Raw genomic sequence first — 20,524 nt, 5'->3', positions numbered from 1 at the left:
AACCGCTGGATCGCCAGACTACCTTATTGTGCCGGTTCGGGAAATTGCCGTTTGCGCGGAGCGGCCCCGGTGGTCAGTATCCGACCACACAGCATCTGCAGAAAGTGACTGGTCAGCAGCTGCGCCTGATCCACATGGTTGCCCAGTTGCTCGGATTCCTGATGGGCACTTTCACTGCTCTGCACCGATAGATTGCCCAGCTGCAGCAGGCTCTCCGCCTGCCGTTCGACCTGAAGGGTCAGTGCGGCTTGTTGCTCTGAGGCTCCGGCGACTTCGCGGGCGCAGTCGTCAATGATGTCCATGTCATTCAGTGTGGTCTGCAGGGCCTGGCTGGCTTCATCGGCCATAGTGGCGGTCTGTTCGCAGGTGTTGGTGCCCTCAATGATAACGCTGACTACTGCTCGGGTTTCGGTTTGCAGGCCCTGGATCATGTTGTCAATGCGCTGGGTGGACTCCCGGGTACGCTGAGCCAGGCCCCGCACCTCATCCGCCACCACCGCAAAGCCACGCCCGGATTCTCCGGCCCGTGCGGCTTCAATGGCGGCATTGAGCGCCAGCAGATTGGTTTGTTCGGCAATGTCCGAGATCACCTCAAGCACCACGCTGATGGTGTCGCTGCGCTCGGTGAGTTTGTCCATTTCCTGATTGGCACCGGCCAACTGGTTGCGCAAGCGTGACAGCGCCTGATTCACACCCACCATCTGGTTCTGGCATTGCTGGGCTGATTGCCGGGCGTCCTGGCTGGCTTGCTGGGTGCGGTTGGTCATGTCATTGACTCGGCGCACGCTCTCGGCCAGCTCCTCAAAGGCGAGTGTTATGCTCTCGATATCAGTTTGCTGACTGCGAATGCTGTCGACTGAGCTGGACACCCAGTCCATGGTCTTCTGTTTGCGGCCATGGAGCTTGCCGATATTGGCATGCATTCTGGCGGAAACCGCACGCAGGGTAGCATCGCGTTTCTGTTGGTCGTATTCGATCCAGCCGCCTTCATCGCGCCGGCCGGTGAAGATCCAGGGCATGATCGGGTGGGTGTCGCCGCAGGCTATCCGGGCCGTGCGCACCATCGGTAAGGTCAGCCAGAACAGCACCGCGAACACCGACAGCACCAGTGCCTGCAGCGTCATCATCTGAGGCAGGCTGAGTGCCGACAGACCGAGCATGATCAAGCCGCCGGCGAGCAGGGCGTAAAGGCAGGCAAGTTTAGAGATCAGAGGCGGGCTGATAGCCTGGAAGCGCCGGGGAATCTGTCCCTGGTTCCAGGCCGCGTAGGCCTTCTCAGCCCGTTTGACCTGAGCCTTGGTAGGCCGGGAGCGCACGGACTGAAATTCCACCATTTCGCCATTTTTCAGAATGGGCGTAACGTAAGCATCCACCCAGTAATGGTCGCCATTCTTGCAGCGATTCTTGACGATGCCTCGCCAGGAATCGCCGGCCTGGATGGTGTGCCAGAGGTTGCCGAAAGCGCCCGGAGGCATGTCCGGGTGGCGGATCAGGTTGTGATGCTGGCCGACCAGCTCTTCAATACTGAAGCCGGCAATTTCGGCAAATTCGTCATTGGCGGCAGTAATTCTGCCGGTCAGATCCGTAGTCGTGATCAGGTGGTAATTAGCGGGAAATTCGCGCTCTTTGCCGGTAACCGGTTCATTTCTGCGCATGGATCGCTCCTGTGGATCTTTCTTTTTTGAATACGGCTCTTACTATCGACCTGTAGACGCTGGCGGGGTATCCGCATATTGCAAACTTCGAAACCCCAGTCACGTTTTTCTCCGGCGCTGGTCAAAGGTGATCGTTTTTTGCAAGATATGGGTAGGTTTGCGACATATTCTGCTTATGCTGAATTGGTAAACGTTTTGTGATTGCAGGCTCGGCATGGAAGAAAGGAAAGCGGACAATGCGAATGGTGAACGGACCGGATGTTCCAGGCGGTGATCGGATATCCGTCTGAGGAAGTCTTGGGTCGGGCTTCATCGGTGCTCAGTTCGGGCTTGCATTCCCGGGGGTTCTACCAGGTCATGTGGCAGAGCCTGAACGAACACGGGCGTTGGGAAGGGCTGATCTGGAACCGGCGCCATGGCGTACCTGCACACCTTGCCGGTCCAAGTGTTGAAGATAGATCGTCAGTTTGTCCAGCGGCTGGGCCCGAATGGCCGGGATTCTCGAATTGTCCCAGCCATTCTGACGATTGCCGAGGCGCTCGACCTGGACGTGGTCGCGGAGGGCATCGAAACCGAAGCGCAAAGAGCCAGGCTGCAGGAGCTGAGCTGTCACCGTGGTCAGGGCTACCTGATGGCCCGCCCGGTGCCCCTGGCTCAACTGGTTCTGGCATGAACCCGGTGCGGATATCTGTCGCATAATTGATGACCGTCAATTGAGACTGGTTCAGTGGCCAGTTTTTGAGCATTTTGCAAGATTTGGCTAGGGCTCCCGTCACCTGTGGCTTAAAAGGGCTGGTTCACCCATTGCCTTTGCGAGCTGTATGCGAACTCTCAGTGCCAAACCAGATCTGCAAGCCTATCTCCGCCTGAGCAGTGCTTCTCTGGGAGAGTGGCTGACCGCTATCAGAGAGATGGTGGGCTGCGATGATATCGAATGCCGGCTGAGTAAGCCCAAAGCAGTGGTTGGCTCTTTGTCGGTGCTGGAGGTGGATGCCGGCACGGTTTCTGTGCACGACCTGGCCCAGGACATGGAACTTAGCCACTGCCGTCTGCCCCAGGCGCTGCTGGTCGCCCGGATTCACGGTCAGGGCGATGTGGTATTGTCGAGCGGCATCCGGTTTTCCATCTGTCCATCGGTGATGATTCCGGCAAACCAGAGCTTCACGCTCCGGGCCCGCGAAGGCACTCGCCTGGCGTTGGTTTATCCGGTGATGTTTTCCCCGCCGGTATTGCCTCAGGAACCGCTGAATTTGGCTCTGGCCGGGCACGTTTACCGGTTTCTGTTACGGTCGGATTATTCTCAGGATCACAAGGATGCCAGCCGTGCAGCCACCGAGTTTTTTGCTCAGCTCGCGCAACCATGGGGTGCAGGCAACTGGGAGCTCTCGGACGAACTGCCGGAACTTGATCGTCGGCTGGCTCGGGTTATCGAAAAAATACGAGGAGAGCCAGAGTGGGACTTCGATCTGCAGGAGCTGGCCCAGCACTCCGGTGCCAGTGAGCGCAACCTGTATTACCTGATGAAGCGGGAAATCGGAATGACGCCCTACCGTTTTTATCAACGTTGCCGTCTGATCCGGGTGCGCCGGCGCCTGGTGGACTGCCAGTGCGACGTGCCCCACATCTCCTGGTATGCGGCCGATGAGGGCTTTTCTCACCTGGGGCGTTTTGCGGCCATGTATCGTGAGCACTTCGGGGAGTTGCCGAGCGAGACCGTGCAATGGCGGCGCCGGTTACAGGAGCGCTCGGCGGTGGAGCTGCCCAGGGTGGTCATCTCCTGAAATGAAAAAGCCCGCTACGATATCTCGCAGCGGGCTTTGTTTTGCCGGTGGTCAGTGACTATCGGCTTTCGCAATTCCCTTGTCGTCTGGCTCTCCTTCATCGTACCCGGCCTGGGCAGAGCCGTGATGATCACGGCCCAGCAGGATATAGAACGCGGGCAGGACAAACACGGTAAACAGGGTGCCGATGCCAAGGCCGGCACTGATGGTCAGACCGATGGCAAAGCGGCTCTCTGCGCCAGGGCCGACCGCAATCAGCAATGGCACCATGGCAAAGATCAGCGCCAGCGAGGTCATGATGATCGGACGCAGCCGGATGGCCGACGCCTCGATCACCGCCTCGACCTTGCCCAGACCCTTGTCTTTCTGCAGTTGGTTGGCGAATTCCACAATCAGGATGCCGTTCTTGGAGACCACGCCAATCAGAGTGATCAGCCCCACCTGGGTGTAGATGTTCATGGAGGCGAAGCCGAGCACGATGAAGGCCATAGCACCGGCTACCGACATGGGTACCGACACCAGAATGATGAACGGATCACGCCAGCTCTCGAACTGCGCCGCCAGCACCAGATAGATTACCAGCAGCGACAGGAAGAAAGTCACCATCAGGGCGCTGCCTTGCGTGGCTAGCTGACGGGACTCGCCGGTATAATCGAAGTTGAAGCCTTGCGGGAATACCTCGCCGGCTGTCTGCTCCATGAAGTCCATGGCAGTGCCCGCCGCCACCCCGGGCATGATCACACCCTCCAGGGTCAGTGAGTTCAACTGGTTGAACTGGGTCCGGTTGGACGGCTCCACCTCTTCGCTGAAACTCACCATGGTTGAGAGTGGTACCAACTCACCGCCACCCGAGCGAATGTAGTAATCGTCCAGCGCATCCCGACTGGTGCGGAACTCATCGCCAACCTGGGGAATGACCTGGTAGGAACGGCCTTCCATGTTGAAACGATTGATATAACCGCCGCTGAGCATGCTGGCCAGGGACTGGCCCACGTCGCGCATGGACAGGCCGAGATCTGCCACCCGGTCCCGGTCGACATTGATGCGGGTAACTGGCTTGTCGAAGTTGATGGATTTTTGCAGGAACATGAAGTTACCGCTCTGCATAGCCTTGCCAAGCAGTTCGTCGGCCACTTGATCCAGCTGCTCGTAACTGTCACCGGTGGTTACTACAAACTGGAAAGGCAGGCCGCCACCGGAGCCGGGCAGAGCGGGCAGCGGGAACACCGCCGTTTGCAGGCCGGTGACTTTCTTGAGTTCTGCATCCAGCTGGGGTTGTACCTCAAACTGACTGATTTCGCGCTCGCTCCAGGGTGCCAGTTTGAAGCCGCCAAACACCGCATTCGGGCTGGTAATGCCCAGAATCATGAAGTCCTCGTTGTAACCAGGCACTTCTGACATGCGTTGCTGTACTTCCTGGCCGTGGTCAAACAGATAGTCCAGGGTTGATGTTTCCGGGCCCAGACCCTGATAAAACAGGATGCCCTGGTCTTCGGTCGGCGCCAGCTCGTTCTGGCTCATCATCACCATGAAGTAGATCGAGCCCAGCACCACCAGCGCGAAAAACACCACCACCGATTTGGTTTGCATCAGCGAAGTGAGTGCGCGCTTGTAAGTTCCGGCCAAACCGTTGAAAGTTTTCTCCACCAGCACTTCAAACCGGCCGGGATTGCCGTGAGGTTTGAGCACCTTGCTTGAAAGCATGGGTGACAAGGTCAGCGCAACAACCCCTGAAATAACCACGGTGCCTGCCAGGGTGAAGGCAAACTCGGTGAACAGGGAGCCGACCAGTCCACCCATAAAACCGATGGGGGCATAGACCGCCACCAAGGTGGTGGTCATCGCGATGATTGGCGTGGCCATTTCGCGGGCACCGTGCAAGGCCGCCTCAAAGCGGGACTCCCCTTGCTCGATGTGCCGATGCACGTTTTCCACCATGATGATAGCGTCGTCCACTACCAGCCCGATGGCGAGCACCATCGCCAGCAACGTCAGCAGGTTGACGGAAAATCCGAAGATCAGCATCACGAAGGCGCCACCAATCAGCGACAGCGGTACCGCCACCGAGGGAACAATGGCGGCACGGACGGAGCCCAGGCACAGAAATACCACCACCAGAACAATGACCATGGCTTCCAGCAGGGTGACAATGACTTCGTTGATGGAATCTTCGATAAAGTCAGAAGCATCGTAGGCCAGGCGCACATCCAGCCCGCTGGGTAACTGGCTTTCGATTTCGGGCAGCTGATCCTTGACCAGTCCGGCTACGGTCAACGGGTTGGCGCCCGGGGCCAGTTCAATGGCTACATAGGTGGCAGGCTGGCCCTTATACAAAGCAAGCTGATCATAGGTCTGGGAGCCCAGTTCCACTTCGGCGATGTCCTGCAGGCGAATCAGCGTGCCATTGGCTTGTTTGACCACCAGGTTCCGGAAGGCGTCAGGATCGGCAATGTCGGTGTCACTGGTCAGGCTGATTTCGGTGTAGCGGTCCCGGGTTTTACCGACCGCTGCCTGGTAGTTGTTGGCGCGCAGTTTGTCTGCCACTTCGACCGGGGTCATATCCACTGCTGCCAGCCTTTCCGGGTCCAGCCAAACTCTCAGGGCGAAGGTCCGGCCCAGCAACTGGGCTTTGCCAACGCCGGCCAGCGCCTGCAGTTTCGGTTGCACGACGCGGGTCAGGTAATCGGTGATCTGGGGTACCTCCAGGTCGGTGCTGTAAAACGCGATGTACATGAGTGCGTTGTCATCACCCGTGGTAGAGGCGATCACGGGATCCTGTGCGTCGCCTGGCAGCACGTTGCGCTGGCTGGCGACCTTGGCCTGGATTTCCGCCAGTGCGGCGTTGGCGTCGTAATTCAGTACCATTTTGGCCTGAATCGTGGACACGCCCTGAGAACTGGTCGAGGTTAGATAGTCGATGCCACTGGCCTCGGCAATCGCCTGCTGCAAGGGCGTGGTGATAAAGCCCTTGATCAGGTCTGAGCTGGCACCGGGGTAGGCGGTGGTCACCGTAACCGTGGTGCTTTCCAGCTTGGGGTACTGGCGGACTTCCATTTCCATGGCCGCCCGGACACCGATCAGCAGGATCAGCAGGCTAACCACTGTGGCTAATACTGGCCGATGGACAAAAATGTCAGTGAAGCGCATTACTCAGACGCCTCCTGCTCAGACTTGTCCTGAATCTCTACCCGCTGGCCGGCACGCAGTCGCAGCAGACCCTTGGCAACTACCGTTTCACCGGACTCGAGGCCAGACAATACCGCTGTTCGTCCATTGCGAACCTCGCCCGTCGTCACGCTGCGCCGGCTGACGACCAGCTCACCTTTGTCGTTTTCCTCCACCACAAACACAAAATTGCCGTAAGTGTTATAGGAAATAGCGGTTCTGGGCAGGGTAACCACTTCATTATTTGTGGGTTGGCCGGTCAGAATTGTGGCAAACATACCCGGGCGAAGTTTGCCATCTTCGTTGTCCAGTGTGGCTCGCATGCGAACGGTCCGGGTTTCCGGGTTGACCGAGGTGTTGATGGCGCTGACTTTCCCTTCGAACTGCTGATCCGGAACGGCGGCGACGGTGACGGCCACCGGAAAGCCACGTTCAACATTGGGCAGGTACTTTTCAGACAGGGTGTAGTCCACGTAGATCGGATGCAGCATGTTGATCTCTACAATGGATGTGCCGGTGGCAATATACTCGCCCTGGTCCACCATGCGGATGCCCAGGTTGCCGTCAAACGGCGCGCGGATCACCTTCTTGTTGAGTTGGGCTTCGGCTTCGTTTACGCGGGCCTGGGCGGCATCAAAATTGGCCTTGGACTCGTCGTACTGGGATTGCGACACCGCACGCCTTGGCAGCAGGTCGGACACCCGTTTGAATTCCTGCTCGGCCAGTTGTGCTTCCGCGCGCCGGGTGCGCAAGGCGGCTTCGTCGATGGCGGCGTCCAGACGGATCAATATGTCACCGCTCTGCACCGCATCGCCGGATTCAAAATTGATACTTTCAATGACCCCCGGCACTTCGTTTGCCACTTCAATACCGTTGATAGCCTCAACACTGCCGACCGCCTTGATACTGGGCTGCCAGCTTTCAGTGGTGGCGTCGGTAACCGAAATAATAGCCGGGGGCTGGGGCTGGGAGAATTGCTCCTGCATCTGGCCAAATTCGTAGAACTTGTAACCAAAGATGCCGCCGAGAACGACACCCAGAAAAATGAGGACGAGGATAAAACGGGACGCAGTGCGCATAGATGAGTTCCTGGGGCTTGGTTTCCTGATACTGATATGGTCGCCTTGACGGGCAGACTGATAGCTGTCCTTGCGAATCAGAGAGTGGCGACCGTAGTGACATTCGTCGGTAGAATGCGCGTTCAGCAATAACGAATAGGATGCTACAAAAGGAGCAGCGATTTGTCACTATATTGCCGCCAATACACAGTATAACTACTGCGTTAAGATTACGCTGCTGCAGCCAGTACAGATTTCTTTAGTTGGCTGTGGGGGCAGATGCTTATTCAGAAAAAGCACAGGCCTGTTATTCTCAGTTTACGAATCAAAACGATGAGGAGTTGGAGTGCAGCTGATTCTTGGCCTGGCCCTGGCGGCCGCCGTGTTCGTCATCCTGAAAAAATGGGGTGCGCTGTCGCCGGAGCGTCAAAAAGCGGCGGTCTGTAAGATGGCACTGGTGATCGGTGGCGCGCTGCTGCTGTTCATGGTGTTGACCGGCCGGGTGCATGTGCTGACTGCGGCGGTGGCTGCGCTGATTCCGCTGCTGCGAAAACTGCCGGCGTTGCTGAAGTTTGCTCCCATGATCCGCCGGGCCATGGGAGATTCCAGCGGCCCCGACGCTGGTGATCAGTCGCAGGCGGGCGAGAACGCCGTCGCCCGTACCGGGATGACCAGGCAGGAAGCCTGCGACATTCTGGGAGTGAAGCCTGGCTGCAGTCGAGAGGAGATCACCGCGGCCCATCGCCGGCTGATGCTGAAAGTCCACCCGGACCGGGGTGGGAACGATTACCTGGCCGCCAAACTCAACGAGGCCAGAGAACTGCTGCTTGGTAAAGGCCGTGCCTGATCAGGGCAGAATGTCCACTTTTACATCGACCGACTGATTTTCAGAGCGGTTACCGGTGACCCGATAGGTAATGCCATCCTGCCGGTGGCTGCTGGACGTGCTGGTGCCGCCTAGCGACACCCATTGCCCGGGTTCGACCCGGCGAACGGTCATCAGAGCCTCGGTTTCGTAACCGGGCACTGCGGCCCGGTCGGCTTCGAAGGAAACAATGCTGAGCTCCACCGCCTGATCGGATATTGCCTGCGGGGTCACCACAAAGCCGCTGCGGGTTTCCACTCGCTCCAGAATTACCGCCGGGTTACGACCACCCTGAATCGCGAAGGGCAGGGTGCGCACGTTGCCGGAGGTGATGTGCGCGGACTGGCCGTCCTGAACCACCAGTTGTCGCTCAGTATTCGAGTTGGTGCTGGTGGTGCGGCGCTCGATACTGGCCCCGGCGCGATGGCCGGATGCCGTCACGCCACCGCCGGACTGTTTACCGCCAATATCCTGGCGATAGCGTACACTAATGCGCATCTGCACTGGCGGCACATCAATCGACTCAATCAGCATGCCGATCTCGTCCAGTAACTCGGTCTGGCCACGGACCACGATTTGTTGGCCGCGAGCAACCACGGACACCTGGGCCTGTTGATACAGCGCCTTGATCTGGCTGGCGATATCGGCAGAAGTGCGGTTACTGAGCGGGTAGACCCGGGATTCTGTCTGAGCAGCAACCAGTGTCGAACACAGTGCTAACACCAGGGTGAACAGAACAGTCATCCACGAGTGCGCTGGGCGTATCGTCATCTGGGCCTCCGGAGCCGTGTAAAGTGAACCCGCCAAAATAATCCGGATTGCGGGTTGCCAATCTGAAAACCACGGGGTTATAGTGAAAAGCATGAAGACCATACACACAGCCTGTCAATTGAATGTTCTGAAAGCTTTCGGTGAAAAACGGAAGGCGGCGGCTTCTGCGGTGTATTTTTGGTGGTTTGGTTATGGCTTTTATTTTAGCCACAGCCCGGGCCGCCCGTAAGATCTTCATCGACCGAACATAGCGAGGAAGGCAGCCCGGCAACCAACCCAGGCTGCCACCGGACTTCAAAAAAAGCCCCGACTGGTAGCCCAGCCGGGGCTTTTTTTGATTCTGACACAGGGAACACAGGAACACTGACATGAACATGCCTCTGAAATCTGAGACTCTGAATGCGAACGCATCGCATGCCTGCCAGCAACGACAAGAAGCCACGTTGCCAACGGCTGCCGAATTACGCCAGCAGTTCCCTGCTGGTGAGGTGCTGACCCGGGCCATTGCCGGCTACCGGGACCAGATCCGGGGCGTGCTCCACGGTCAGGACCCGCGCATCCTGATTGTGATGGGGCCCTGTTCCTTGCACGATGAACACGCGGCGCTGGAGTACGGCACCAGGCTCAAGGCGCTGGCAGATGACGTCAGTGACCAGTTCCTGATTGTGATGCGGGCCTACCTGGAAAAGCCGCGCACTACCGTTGGCTGGAAAGGCCTGCTGTACGATCCGGAGCGCACCGGCCAGGGTGATCTGAAGCAGGGTCTTGAGCGGTCCCGCAAGCTGTTGTTAGAGTTGTCAGAACTAGGCTTGCCACTGGCAACCGAAGCCCTGAGCCCGTTCATGATGGACTACCTGGGTGACCTGGTGAGCTGGACAGCAATCGGTGCCCGCACCACCGAATCCCAGATTCATCGGGAAATGGTCAGCGGTTTGCCGATGCCGACCGGTTTCAAGAACGGGACCGATGGTGGCGTTGCGGTGGCCACCCATGCCATGCAGTCTGCTTCGTATCCGCACCACCATCTGGGCATTTCCCACGCTGGCGCTCCGGTGATGATTACCACCGCCGGCAATCCGGACACTCATCTGGTGCTGCGCGGTGGCCGGGGTGTCACCAATTACGATGCCGTGAGTATTGCCAAGGCCGTGAAGGAACTGCAGAAAGCTGGCGTGTCGACGGCCGTGATGGTCGATTGCAGCCATGATAATGCCTGCAAACAGGCGGAGCGACAGCTGGCCATTGCCCGTGAGGTTGTCGCCCAAAAACGTGCAGGGAACACTCACATCAAAGGGTTGATGTTGGAGAGCTTTCTGGCCCCCGGTCGTCAGGATGACGGCGACAATCTGATCTACGGCTGTTCGATCACCGATCCGTGCCTGGCGTGGGATCAGACAGAGGCTCTGATCCGCTCACTGTAGACAGCAGTAGTTGCCCGGCCAACAGCACCAGGATTCCGCCCATCAGCCTGTCCAGCCAGTGTCCGAACCGGTAAAAGCCCCGGCGGACACGGGGTTGAGTGAAGAATACCGCTACCAGGGCGAACCAGAGCCCGGTGGCAACGGCCATATAGAGACCATAGCCGGCTTGCAGCAGTATTGGCGTGCCGGGATTGATCACCACCGAAAACAGCGACACGAAAAACAGCGTGGCTTTGGGGTTAAGAGCGTTGGTCAGAAACCCGAGCCGAAAGGCGCCCCAACCGGTCTGGATCTTGCCGTTATTAGCGTCTACGTGAACGCTGCCCGGTTTTGCCCGAAGGCAATGCCAGGCAATCCACAGCAGGTACAGCGCCCCGATCACTTTCAGTGTTGTAAACAGCATGATTGACTGCTGGATGATCAGGCCAATGCCCAGCAGCGAATAACCCACGTGCAGAAGAATGCCCAAGCCAATACCGCTGGCGCTTAGCAGTGCATTGCGACGTGATTGTGTCAGGGCCTGTCTGAGCATGATCGCAAAGTCCGGCCCGGGGCTGGCAACGGCCAGCAGGTGGACCAGGGCAACGGTCAGGAATTCCAGCCAGTAATTATTGTGCACCTGAAATCTCCGGTAAACGTGAACAGCTTGCCAAGGGGGCGTAATCGTAACCCGCAAGCATAAGCGGATTTTTTCTCGGTTTCACCTGTCAGGCACCGGTAAGGTTTCTATACTTGTGGTTTAACTGACCGAATTTTCGAGTTTTTTGATCGCCGGGAGGCATGATGGACAAGCGTGACGTGGATGTAGCCATTATCGGGGCTGGCACGGCCGGCATGGTCGCCTATCAGCGGGTGCGCAAGGTGACCGACCGAGTGGTGCTGATCGAGGGCGAGCAGTATGGCACGACCTGCGCAAGAGTCGGGTGCATGCCCAGCAAACTGCTGATAGCCGCCGCTGAGCGGGCTCACGATGTGGCAACGGCTGAGCACTTTGGCGTGCTGGCCGGCGAGGTGCGAGTAGATGGCCGGCGGGTGATGGAGCGCGTTCGTGTCGAGCGTGACCGGTTTGTGGCGCCGGTGGTTCATTCCATGGAGTCCTTGCCGGAAGCACACCGGCTGATGGGGCATGCCCGGTTTGTCGACGGTCACCGGTTAGACGTGGGTGGCCACACCGAGGTTCAAGCCGGGCGCATTATTATTGCTACCGGATCGCGGGCCAATATTCCGGGCATGTTGAAAGAAGCCAAAGACCGCCTGATCGTCAATGATGACGTGTTTGACTGGCAGGACTTGCCAGGATCCGTCGCGGTGTTTGGTCCCGGTGTGATTGGGTTGGAATTGGGTCAGGCATTGAGCCGGCTGGGAGTGCGTGTGCGCTTGTTCGGCATCGGTGGTGGGATTGGCAGCCTGCGGGATGAAAAGATCAGGGACTATGCCCTGAAGATTTTCGGGAAAGAGTTTGCGCTGAGCCCGAAAGCCGACACCAAAAAAGTGGAGCGCACGGAGCAGGGCGTTAAGGTTACCTGGCAGGAGAATGGCAAAGAACATCAGGAAACCTTCGATTACCTGCTTGCGGCCACTGGCCGACGGCCCAACGTGGATAACCTGGACATCCAGAATGCCGGTATCGAGCTGGATGACCGGGGTATGCCTGACTTTGATGCCTATACTCTGCGTTGCGGCGACAGCCACATCTTTATCGCCGGTGATGTAAACAACCATCGGCCGCTGCTGCATGAGGCGGCTGATGAAGGCCGGATTGCCGGCGATAATGCGGCCGCCTGGCCCGAGGTCAAGGTCGGACTGCGCAAAACGCCGCTGGCGGTGGTATTTTGCGAGCCGCAGATCGCCTCGGTGGGGCTGACCATCGATCAGGTTGATGCAAAATGTCAGGGTCGTTTTGCTGTTGGTGAGGTGAGTTTCGAAGATCAGGGTCGCAGCAAGGTCATCAACAAAGACCGGGGCCTGCTGAGGGTTTATGGTGAGCACGGCAGCGGCCTGTTCATGGGCGCGGAAATGTTCGGTCCGGCGGCAGAGCACATTGCTCATCTGTTGGCGTGGTCAGTACAACAGCGACTGACGGTTAGTAAAATGCTGGAAATGCCGTTCTATCACCCGGTCATTGAGGAAGGTTTGCGAACAGCATTGAAGGATCTTAACCGCAACCTCAATATCGGCCCTCAGCCTGCTGAAGGCTGCATGGATTGCGGACCAGGGGTCTGACCTGGCGCGCCACCATGCGCTTCGGGCTTGATCTGAATCAGCAGCCCGGTGCCGTGTTTTGCCGTAGGCTCACGGCTTCAGCGGTTGTATTTTGCTGGTGCCGTGCCCATATCTTTTCATGGAAAAAGTAGGCAACGGTATTGATGGCAGGTTCCACCATGGCAATCAGACTGCCAATCAGAATGTCGCCGGTCAGCAGGTAGGCCACTGAGAACGCCACGATAAAGTGGGTGATGGCAAAGGTGATCGTTTTCATCAATGACTGGTCACCTTTTGCGCCGTGATTGTGAACAAAGTCTTTAAGTGCGCTCATGATCAACTCCGCATGGGTCAGGTGTATATCTTCATTTAAGAGCAAACGAGAATTATTTCCAAATAGATTGTGCAATTCTTGATGATAGCTGAGCTCTATAGAGTTTTATTTCCCCATATAATCTTTTGCTATTGCATGAATTAAAGATCATTACTTCAGTCACGCCATTCAAGGTTTTAGAGTGGTGTTATCGAAAGCAAAAACCCTAACGCGAATCAGGAGGTTCAATATGGGTAAGAATTTCATAGGTCTCGATACAGACAAGACACAAAATCTTGCCGACTCTTTGAATGGATTGTTGGCTAACTACCAGATCTTTTACATGAACGTGCGCGGTTACCACTGGAACATCAAAGGTGATAATTTTTTCGAGCTGCACGCCAAATTCGAAGAGCTGTATGACGACTTGCTACTAAAGATCGACGAGATCGCCGAGCGGGTTTTGACGCTGGGCCATCGTCCTTCTCACGCATACAGTACTTACATCGAGACGTCCGACGTGCCAGAGCGTAAAGACGTTGCCGACGGCAAGGACGCAGTGAGCAACATCGTGGAAAGCTTTGGCAAACTGATTGCCAAGCAGCGTGACCTGCTGAGCCTGGCCGGCGAAGCCGATGACGAAGGTACCGCGGCTTTGATGAGCGACTACATCGCGCAGCAGGAAAAAACCGTGTGGATGTACCGGAGCTATCTGGGACAGTAACACCTGCCTAATAATTGTGTTTTAAGATAGGCGGCCTGCGGGCCGCTTTTTTGTGCGTACCGTGTTTGCATTATTTGCTTCGTGAAACTTTCGCGTAAATGTCTCTGAGGTGTCATATCGCCTCCCTAAGGTGTAATGGACAAATACCTACAGGGAAACATGAGGCAACCATGGAACTTCGCAAATCTCTCGTTACCGCTGCCATCTTGGCTTCTACACTGGGCTTGACTGCTTGTGATGGGGACGATGGTGACAATGGCGTCGCCGGCACCAGTCAGACCACCATAGAACTCAACGTGCTCGGAACCTACGCCAGTGGCATTTTTGATCAGAGCGCTGCGGAAATCGTCGCGCACGATCCGGCTAATCAGCGTCTTTTCGTGATCAATGCCAAGGATGCTAGCGTCGACGTGCTGGATATTCAGGATCCAACGCAGCCTGTAAAAATGGCGACCATCGACGCTACAAAGGAAGGTGCGACAGCCAACGGAGTAGCGGTGTACGGGAATCTGGTCGCTGTCGCCATTGAAGCAGAGGTTAAGCAGGATAATGGCAAGGTTGTGTTCTACAACACCGGTGACCTGGGCAAAGTGGGTGAGGTTGAAGTTGGGGCATTGCCTGACATGGTGACGTTTACCCGGGATGGTCGGAAAGTGCTTGTGGCCAACGAAGGCGAGCCCAGCGACGACTACACCGTTGATCCCGAGGGCTCGGTTAGCATTATTGACTTGTCTGCCGGGGTAGCTGGTGCGACGGTTACCACCGCGGATTTCAGAGCATTTAACGGTCAGGAGGACGAGCTGCGGGCCGCTGGGGTGCGAATCTTCGGGCCGGGTGCCAGCGCGGCACAAGACTTTGAGCCCGAATACATTGCGGTGTCCATAGACAACACCAAAGCGTGGGTTGCGCTGCAGGAGAATAACGCTGTGGCGGTACTGGATATCGAAGCGGGCGTGATTGCTCGCATTCTGCCCTTAGGCTTCAAGGATCACAGCATCCTTGGCAATGAACTCGACGCCAGCAACCGCGACTTGAACGAAATCGACAACGACGGCCGTATTAATATCCGCAACTGGCCGGTGAAAGGAATGTACCAACCTGACGCGATTACCAGCTACGGCTTTAATGGCAAAACCTATTACATTACCGCCAATGAGGGCGACGCCAGGGATTACGGCGGTTTTAGCGAAGAATTCCGGGTCAAGGACCTGAAACTGGCCCCCGGTGCTTTTCCGGAGGGCATTGGCAACGATGAGAACCTGGGCAGATTGAAAGTCACCTCCACCTTGGGGGTCAGCAATGGCTGTGACCCCTCGAATCCTGCCACCAACGTGGAAGTGGATTGCGAGTACAGCGAACTCTATTCCTACGGTGCCAGGTCTTTCTCCATTTGGTCCGAGGACGGTGCGCTGTTGTTCGACAGTGGCAGCGAGTTCGAGCGGATTACAGCCCGCATGATCCCCGCCAACTTCAACGGCAATAACGACGAAAATTCTTTTGACAACCGCTCCGATGACAAGGGGCCCGAGCCGGAAGGGGTGGTGACCGGTGAAATCAACGGGCAGACGTTTGCCTTCATTGGTCTCGAACGGGTGGGCGGTATCATGGTGTATAACGTTACCAATCCGCAGAACGCGGTGTTTGTTCAGTATCTGAACAATCGGAATTTCTCCGCCACCCAGGATGAGCTAGAAGCCGGTATGGCCGGAGATCTCGGGCCGGAAGGGCTGGCCTTTATTGCTGCTGAAGATAGCCCCAACGGCGAGCCGATGTTGGCCGTGGGAAATGAAGTCAGTGGCACCACCACGCTGTACGGGATCGATGTGATCGAGCTGACCGCAAACTGAAGACGAAGGCGTTGCTACTGCTGATACGAACCCCGCCCGGAAAGGCGGGGTTTTCTGCTTTGGGTAGGATGTCAGCGAAAAAAAGCCGCCACCATTCCTTAACGTTTTTGTCATAAATCTTCGTTACGGTAACTTTCATATCCGCTTATGAAGCACTGTCACTGCGTGACATCCGAGGAGAATTCGCTATGAGTTTTATTCAGAAAATTCCAGCATTGGGCGCCGCTACCATGGCACTGGCCCTGTCATTCAACAGTGCGGTTGTGGCCTCTGAAACTAAATTGACAGAAGTCTGCCCCAGCCCGATCCGGATGGCAGATACCGGAATAGAAGGAATGGGCCAGTTGCGTGAAGCATTCGGGCCGTTCAGCGATGAATTCAAGGCAATAACCGGCCTGGATTTGGCGTTGTTTTCCCTGAGCAACCGCACGGCTGCTGGCAGTGCGCTCCAATTCGATGATGTTGATCTGGTGTTTGCTGGTCCCTCGGAGTTCGTACTGTTTAATCAGCGTCAGCCTGTCGAAATACTGTTTACCATCGAACGCCCTCATTATGGCAGCAGCTTTTTCGTGAAAAATGACAGCAATATCAAAAGCCTGAAAGACTTGAAAGGACAGCGCGTCGCTTTGAAAGATGTTGGTTCCACAAGCGGCCACATCATCCCCAGCCAAATGCTCGTCCAGGCTGGCCTGGACCTGTCCAGGGATCTGAACATTGTCATGGCTGGTGATGCCCGGATTGCCGCGCTGGTCAATGATGACGTAGCCGCTATGGGCGGTGGTAATCGGGATATCGAGAAAATTGAAGCGTTAGACCCCAGTGGCAGCTATCGAGTGATTGCCAAGAGTGACCGCTTGCCGGGCGACCCCGTTGTTATGAGGGCCAATCTTCCCGAGGAATGCAAAACCGGCTTACGTAACACGCTTGCAGCCCACAGTGAGCAACTTTGGGAGGCTTTGATTGCCACCGAGCGCAATGAAGGCAAGTTCCTCAATCGGGATTCCTATATGGCATTCGACATTCAGCCCGACGATTACAGTGTCATTCGTGAAGCCTATGCGAATGCGGGTATTGATCTGAACTGATCGGAAGCCTTCAGAAACGCCAATCTATAGCCCGGGAGGCTGTTGTATCCCGGGCTTTTGTTATTTTGCAGGCATAACCCCATGAGCTCGATCACGATTCGTAATCTCAATAAATACTATGGCGCTTTGCACGTTTTGCGGTCACTTGATTTATCCATCGCGAGTGGAGAAGGCGTGGTCTTGCTTGGCGCCAATGGCTGCGGCAAGTCCACCTTGATGAAATGTCTTAATGGACTGGAAACGCCGCAATCCGGATCTATTGTCATCGATCAGAACGATGTCACAACTGCCAAGGGGCTGCGGCTTCGAAGTATCCGCCGGGATATAGGCGTTGTCTTTCAGCAGTTTAATCTGGTTGAAAATCTGACTGTCTTTCAGAATGTGCTCTATGGTGCGATGGGCCAACGCCGGGGTGGTTTGCTAACCGTATGGAATTCCCTGGCGCCTAAAGATACTCGCGAAAAAGCCATGCACTGTTTGAGCAGAGTTCGTATGGCGGATAAAGCCAGTAGCCGCTGCCGAGACTTGTCAGGTGGGCAACAGCAGCGGGTGGCGATCGCCAGAATGTTGATGCAAAGCCCGAAAATCATTCTTGCCGATGAACCTGTTGCGAGCCTGGACCCGAAGGCCGGGATTGAAGTGATGGATCTGCTTTGGGAGGTTGTACGTGAGCATAACATGACGGTGTTCTGCACCTTGCATCAGCTTGATCTTGCTCAGAATTACGCCGACCGCATTGTTGGCATGAAAGCCGGCCAAATCGTATTCGATTCCAGCAATTCCTCTGCTGATAAAGAATCGCTGGCACAGCTGTACCAAGGAGATACTCGAGTAGATGGCGCTTCGAGTCATGAGAACGAGTACGCGGCTCCAAATAACCGTCCAGCGGAGATTGCATGAATACCAAGCAAGAGCCTCAGTCTAGCCATATGCCGCCAAGGTTGACCTCGCCGTCATGGTTCGCCTGGCTGGTCATCGTTGTGTTTGCGTTTTTGTTTTTTCAGGGTTTCAGCTCGGCAGAGATATCACTGGAGCGATTAGTAAAAGGTGCGCGCAACCTGTCAACATTTTTAGGCCAGGCAATACCGCCTGACTGGTCGAATATGGACGTCATTGCCAATGCCATGCTGGAAACCCTTTATATGGCGATTGTTGGCGTCACCGTCGGGATTGTTCTGAGCGTTCCGTTTGCCTTATTGGCATCCAGAAACACTGCGCCACATCCCATCGTTCGAACCATCACTCGCTTCATGATAGCGACGATGAGAACCATACCGGATCTGATCTGGGCGTTGATCTTTGTTGTCGCGGTCGGATTGGGGCCTCTGGCCGGCATTTTGGCGATCATTCTGGATACCATTGGCTTTGCTGCCCGCTTCTTCTCGGAACGCATCGAGGAAGTGCGCCCGGGCCCTGCCAATGCCTTAACAGCCAGCGGCGCGGGCAGGGTTTCCGTAATCATGGGGGCGATATTGCCGGAGACGCTGGCGTCAATGTCTGCCACCAGCCTCTACAGTGTAGAAAAGGCGATACGTTCGGCTGTCACTCTGGGATTGGTGGGAGCGGGTGGTATTGGGGTAGAGCTTTCCACAGCAATGCGGCTATTTCAATTTGATAAAGCCTTTTCCATCATTATCGTCGTGCTCCTAGTGGTCATCGGATTCGAGCAACTCTCATCGATGATTCGTAAGCGTGTCATCTGAAGCCTGACTGCCATCGATGCACAAAAACTGTATTTATAACAATCTGTAATAGCCCTGTCACAAGTCCCCTCCATAGTGTCGTCTTAATTGAGTTAACACCTGCGCCGGGCAACCCCCGGCGTTTTTTAACGCATTGGCGTTAGAAGGGATGGGTGAAACCTGATTTTAACATTTGGTGGTTAGCCTGTTCGCAGAAGTCGCCGGTTACCACTCACTGGATTCAAAGCGTGAAGAGATTTTCAACAGTTACATTTCTGGTTGCTGCTTTGGTGCCGGTCTCGGCCGTCGCCGGGACTGAGTTGAACCTCGGCGCCTGCGTCAGTGTGCAGGCCGTCAACGGCAGTGAGCAACGCGCCAGCTCCGGACAGAGTCTGAAACTGGATGACGGTACCCAGCAGCTGGTAGTCGAGTGCACGGCAGAGATTGGCCGGGAAGCAATCCTTGAGGCCAGCAATGCTTTTGTATTGGTGTTCACCGAAGAAAGTACAGAGCTGACCCTGTCAGCTCCGGAGATTCGCTCTCGACGGGACATGGATGCCTTCAACCGTCAGGGCAACTGGACCCTGGTTGATGGCAAGGGTCGCCCGGTGGATTTCACCTCAGACATCCTCGAGAAAGAAGGTTTTCAGCTGGTCCGCGATTACCCGCGAGAGCTGGAAGCCTATAACCGTTCCGGCGCTGTGGCAGCAGTGACTGCCCGCGCAGAAACCGTCGGCACTGAGCTGACAAGCAACCAGGAAGGGTTGCTGCTGGATTCGCAAGCTGATCCGGATCAGGAAATGGTCAGCAGGATGCTGCGCTACTGGTATCTGAAAGCTGACGAAAAGACTCGAAAAGAGTGGGACAGCTGGATTGATTCCAGCGAAAGATAATCATCAAACCAAACTGAAAGTGGAGTTATAACAAATGAAGAAGCTTCTTCTGGCTGTTGCTGTGTCTACCATCGCCGTAGGTTCTGTCAATGCAGCTACCGTGTACGAGAAAGACGGTTTTACTTACAAGCTGAACGGTGATTTCCAGATTCAGTTGCGCAAGAATATTGGTGACGATACCAGCGAATATGTGGACTTCGATGATCTGGAGCTGAAAAATTACGTCAGCTACGATCTGGGCAACGACATGAAAGCTTTCGGTCGTCTGGATTTTGATTTCAAAGATCACGCCAACGGCAAAGATGTCAACAAACCCATTGAAGAAGCCTACGTGGGTATCCAGTACGGCGTAACTTCTTTCTCTTTCGGTAAGCAAAGCTTTGCTTCTGATGAGTTCGGAGTCGAAGAAGCTTATGAAGCACCGCTGGACGAAGATCAGTTTGATGCCGTCGATACCGATGGTGATGATACTTTCCGTGTAGATGTAGAGCTGGATAACGTTTACCTGGTCGCTTCTTACGAACTGGAAGCTGAAGACAAAAACGGTATCACCGGCGAATTCTTTGACCTGTTTGCGTCTACCAAGATTGCAGGCCTGACTCTGGCCGCTGCTTACCAGCAACACACACCGCTTCTTGCTGCTGACTCCCTGGATACCTATGGTCTGAGCGCCGCTTATGACTTCGGCATTTTCGGGCTGGCCGCAGACTACAGTGTCACCGATAATGGAAACACTGACCTGGAAACAACTCTGTACAACGTAGCCGCCACCTTTGATGTGACCAGCACCACTGGCGTAGCGATCGGCATGCAGAACCAAGAAGAAGATAACAGCGATGACGTAACCGCCTGGTACGCCAACGTGACTTACAAGTTCCCGACTGCCAAGAACGTCAGTGTGTTTGCAGAAATTGCTGACACAGACGAAGACAACAGCGACATGGGCTTCTTGGCCGGTATGCGTGTGAAGTTCTAAGCAGCACTTCCAAGGCGTCGACCACTTTTACCTGAAGTTGGTCTTCACCTGGAATTAAAGAGGCCGGGCATTGCCCGGCCTCTTTT

General features: G+C 55.9%; 18 protein-coding genes. 12 read left to right on the top strand and 6 right to left on the bottom strand.

Features of this window, described 5'->3' with window-relative positions:
• Nucleotides 1-23: 23 nt before the first annotated feature.
• Nucleotides 24-1,655 (bottom strand): methyl-accepting chemotaxis protein, encoded by a 1,632-nt coding sequence (locus tag C7H08_RS08710; RefSeq protein WP_106671335.1) that lies wholly within the window; start codon nt 1,653-1,655, stop codon nt 24-26.
• Nucleotides 1,656-2,070: 415 nt separating this feature from the next.
• Between C7H08_RS08710 and C7H08_RS08705 the strand changes: the two genes are divergently transcribed.
• Together C7H08_RS08705 and C7H08_RS08700 are read left to right on the top strand one after the other, a co-directional pair.
• Nucleotides 2,071-2,328 carry an EAL domain-containing protein gene (locus tag C7H08_RS08705; protein WP_106671334.1) on the top strand — a complete coding sequence of 86 codons (258 nt, stop codon included), beginning with the start codon at nt 2,071-2,073 and terminating at the stop codon, nt 2,326-2,328.
• A 148-nt stretch (nt 2,329-2,476) separates the two neighbouring features.
• Nucleotides 2,477-3,436, top strand: coding sequence for an AraC family transcriptional regulator (locus C7H08_RS08700; protein ID WP_106671333.1), 960 nt, complete (start codon nt 2,477-2,479; stop codon nt 3,434-3,436).
• 51 nt (nt 3,437-3,487) lie between these two features.
• Here the strand turns inward: C7H08_RS08700 and C7H08_RS08695 are convergent, their stop codons facing one another.
• Nucleotides 3,488-6,583: an efflux RND transporter permease subunit gene (locus tag C7H08_RS08695; RefSeq protein ID WP_106671332.1), complete on the bottom strand. Its 3,096-nt coding sequence runs from the start codon at nt 6,581-6,583 to the stop codon at nt 3,488-3,490.
• On the bottom strand, nt 6,583-7,680 hold the full coding sequence (locus C7H08_RS08690; RefSeq protein ID WP_106671331.1) for an efflux RND transporter periplasmic adaptor subunit: 1,098 nt from the start codon (nt 7,678-7,680) through the stop codon (nt 6,583-6,585). Before C7H08_RS08690 ends, C7H08_RS08695 begins: the two co-directional genes overlap by 1 nt.
• Before the next feature lie 325 nt (nt 7,681-8,005).
• Between C7H08_RS08690 and C7H08_RS08685 the strand changes: the two genes are divergently transcribed.
• Nucleotides 8,006-8,506, top strand: a complete 501-nt coding sequence (locus C7H08_RS08685) for a DnaJ domain-containing protein (protein ID WP_106671330.1) — start codon at nt 8,006-8,008, stop codon at nt 8,504-8,506.
• On the opposite strand, the gene C7H08_RS08680 is transcribed toward C7H08_RS08685, so the two are convergent.
• A complete protein-coding gene (locus C7H08_RS08680) occupies nt 8,507-9,295 on the bottom strand; it encodes a secretin N-terminal domain-containing protein (RefSeq protein ID WP_106671329.1) in 789 nt (262 codons plus the stop codon). It abuts the gene before it with no gap.
• Nucleotides 9,296-9,663: 368 nt separating this feature from the next.
• On the opposite strand from C7H08_RS08680, the gene C7H08_RS08675 reads away from it, so the two are divergent.
• A complete protein-coding gene (locus tag C7H08_RS08675) occupies nt 9,664-10,716 on the top strand; it encodes a 3-deoxy-7-phosphoheptulonate synthase (RefSeq protein ID WP_106671328.1) in 1,053 nt (350 codons plus the stop codon).
• Here the strand turns inward: C7H08_RS08675 and C7H08_RS08670 are convergent.
• Complete coding sequence (locus tag C7H08_RS08670; protein WP_106671327.1) at nt 10,661-11,335, bottom strand: LysE family translocator; 675 nt, start codon at nt 11,333-11,335, stop codon at nt 10,661-10,663. The genes C7H08_RS08675 and C7H08_RS08670 overlap by 56 nt on opposite strands.
• 164 nt (nt 11,336-11,499) lie before the next feature.
• Between C7H08_RS08670 and C7H08_RS08665 the strand changes: the two genes are divergently transcribed.
• Nucleotides 11,500-12,939: a dihydrolipoyl dehydrogenase gene (locus C7H08_RS08665; RefSeq protein WP_106671326.1), complete on the top strand. Its 1,440-nt coding sequence runs from the start codon at nt 11,500-11,502 to the stop codon at nt 12,937-12,939.
• 37 nt (nt 12,940-12,976) lie between these two features.
• Here C7H08_RS08665 and C7H08_RS08660 read toward each other — a convergent pair whose 3' ends face one another.
• A complete protein-coding gene (locus C7H08_RS08660; protein WP_188445188.1) occupies nt 12,977-13,252 on the bottom strand; it encodes a DUF2061 domain-containing protein in 276 nt (91 codons plus the stop codon).
• Nucleotides 13,253-13,481: 229 nt separating this feature from the next.
• Between C7H08_RS08660 and C7H08_RS08655 the strand changes: the two genes are divergently transcribed.
• The 7 genes from C7H08_RS08655 (at nt 13,482) to C7H08_RS08625 (ending at nt 20,438) form a co-directional block, all read left to right on the top strand.
• On the top strand, nt 13,482-13,955 hold the full coding sequence (locus C7H08_RS08655; protein WP_106671325.1) for a Dps family protein: 474 nt from the start codon (nt 13,482-13,484) through the stop codon (nt 13,953-13,955).
• A gap of 170 nt (nt 13,956-14,125) precedes the next feature.
• The gene (locus tag C7H08_RS08650; protein WP_106671324.1) at nt 14,126-15,802 is read left to right on the top strand and encodes a choice-of-anchor I family protein; all 1,677 of its coding nucleotides are present in this window, start codon (nt 14,126-14,128) and stop codon (nt 15,800-15,802) included.
• 188 nt (nt 15,803-15,990) lie between these two features.
• Nucleotides 15,991-16,887 (top strand): phosphate/phosphite/phosphonate ABC transporter substrate-binding protein, encoded by an 897-nt coding sequence (gene phnD, locus C7H08_RS08645; protein WP_106671323.1) that lies wholly within the window; start codon nt 15,991-15,993, stop codon nt 16,885-16,887.
• A gap of 81 nt (nt 16,888-16,968) precedes the next feature.
• Complete coding sequence (gene phnC, locus C7H08_RS08640) at nt 16,969-17,787, top strand: phosphonate ABC transporter ATP-binding protein (protein ID WP_106671322.1); 819 nt, start codon at nt 16,969-16,971, stop codon at nt 17,785-17,787.
• Nucleotides 17,784-18,590: a phosphonate ABC transporter, permease protein PhnE gene (gene phnE, locus C7H08_RS08635; protein ID WP_106671321.1), complete on the top strand. Its 807-nt coding sequence runs from the start codon at nt 17,784-17,786 to the stop codon at nt 18,588-18,590. Before phnC ends, phnE begins: the two co-directional genes overlap by 4 nt.
• A gap of 227 nt (nt 18,591-18,817) precedes the next feature.
• A complete protein-coding gene (locus tag C7H08_RS08630) occupies nt 18,818-19,462 on the top strand; it encodes a YccT family protein (protein WP_227663161.1) in 645 nt (214 codons plus the stop codon).
• A gap of 34 nt (nt 19,463-19,496) precedes the next feature.
• Complete coding sequence (locus C7H08_RS08625) at nt 19,497-20,438, top strand: porin (RefSeq protein WP_106671320.1); 942 nt, start codon at nt 19,497-19,499, stop codon at nt 20,436-20,438.
• Nucleotides 20,439-20,524: the final 86 nt, after the last annotated feature.

It is taken from the genome of Marinobacter halophilus, assembly GCF_003007685.1.
Taxonomy (GTDB): domain Bacteria; phylum Pseudomonadota; class Gammaproteobacteria; order Pseudomonadales; family Oleiphilaceae; genus Marinobacter; species Marinobacter halophilus.
This window is presented reverse-complemented; position numbering and strand designations above follow the sequence as displayed.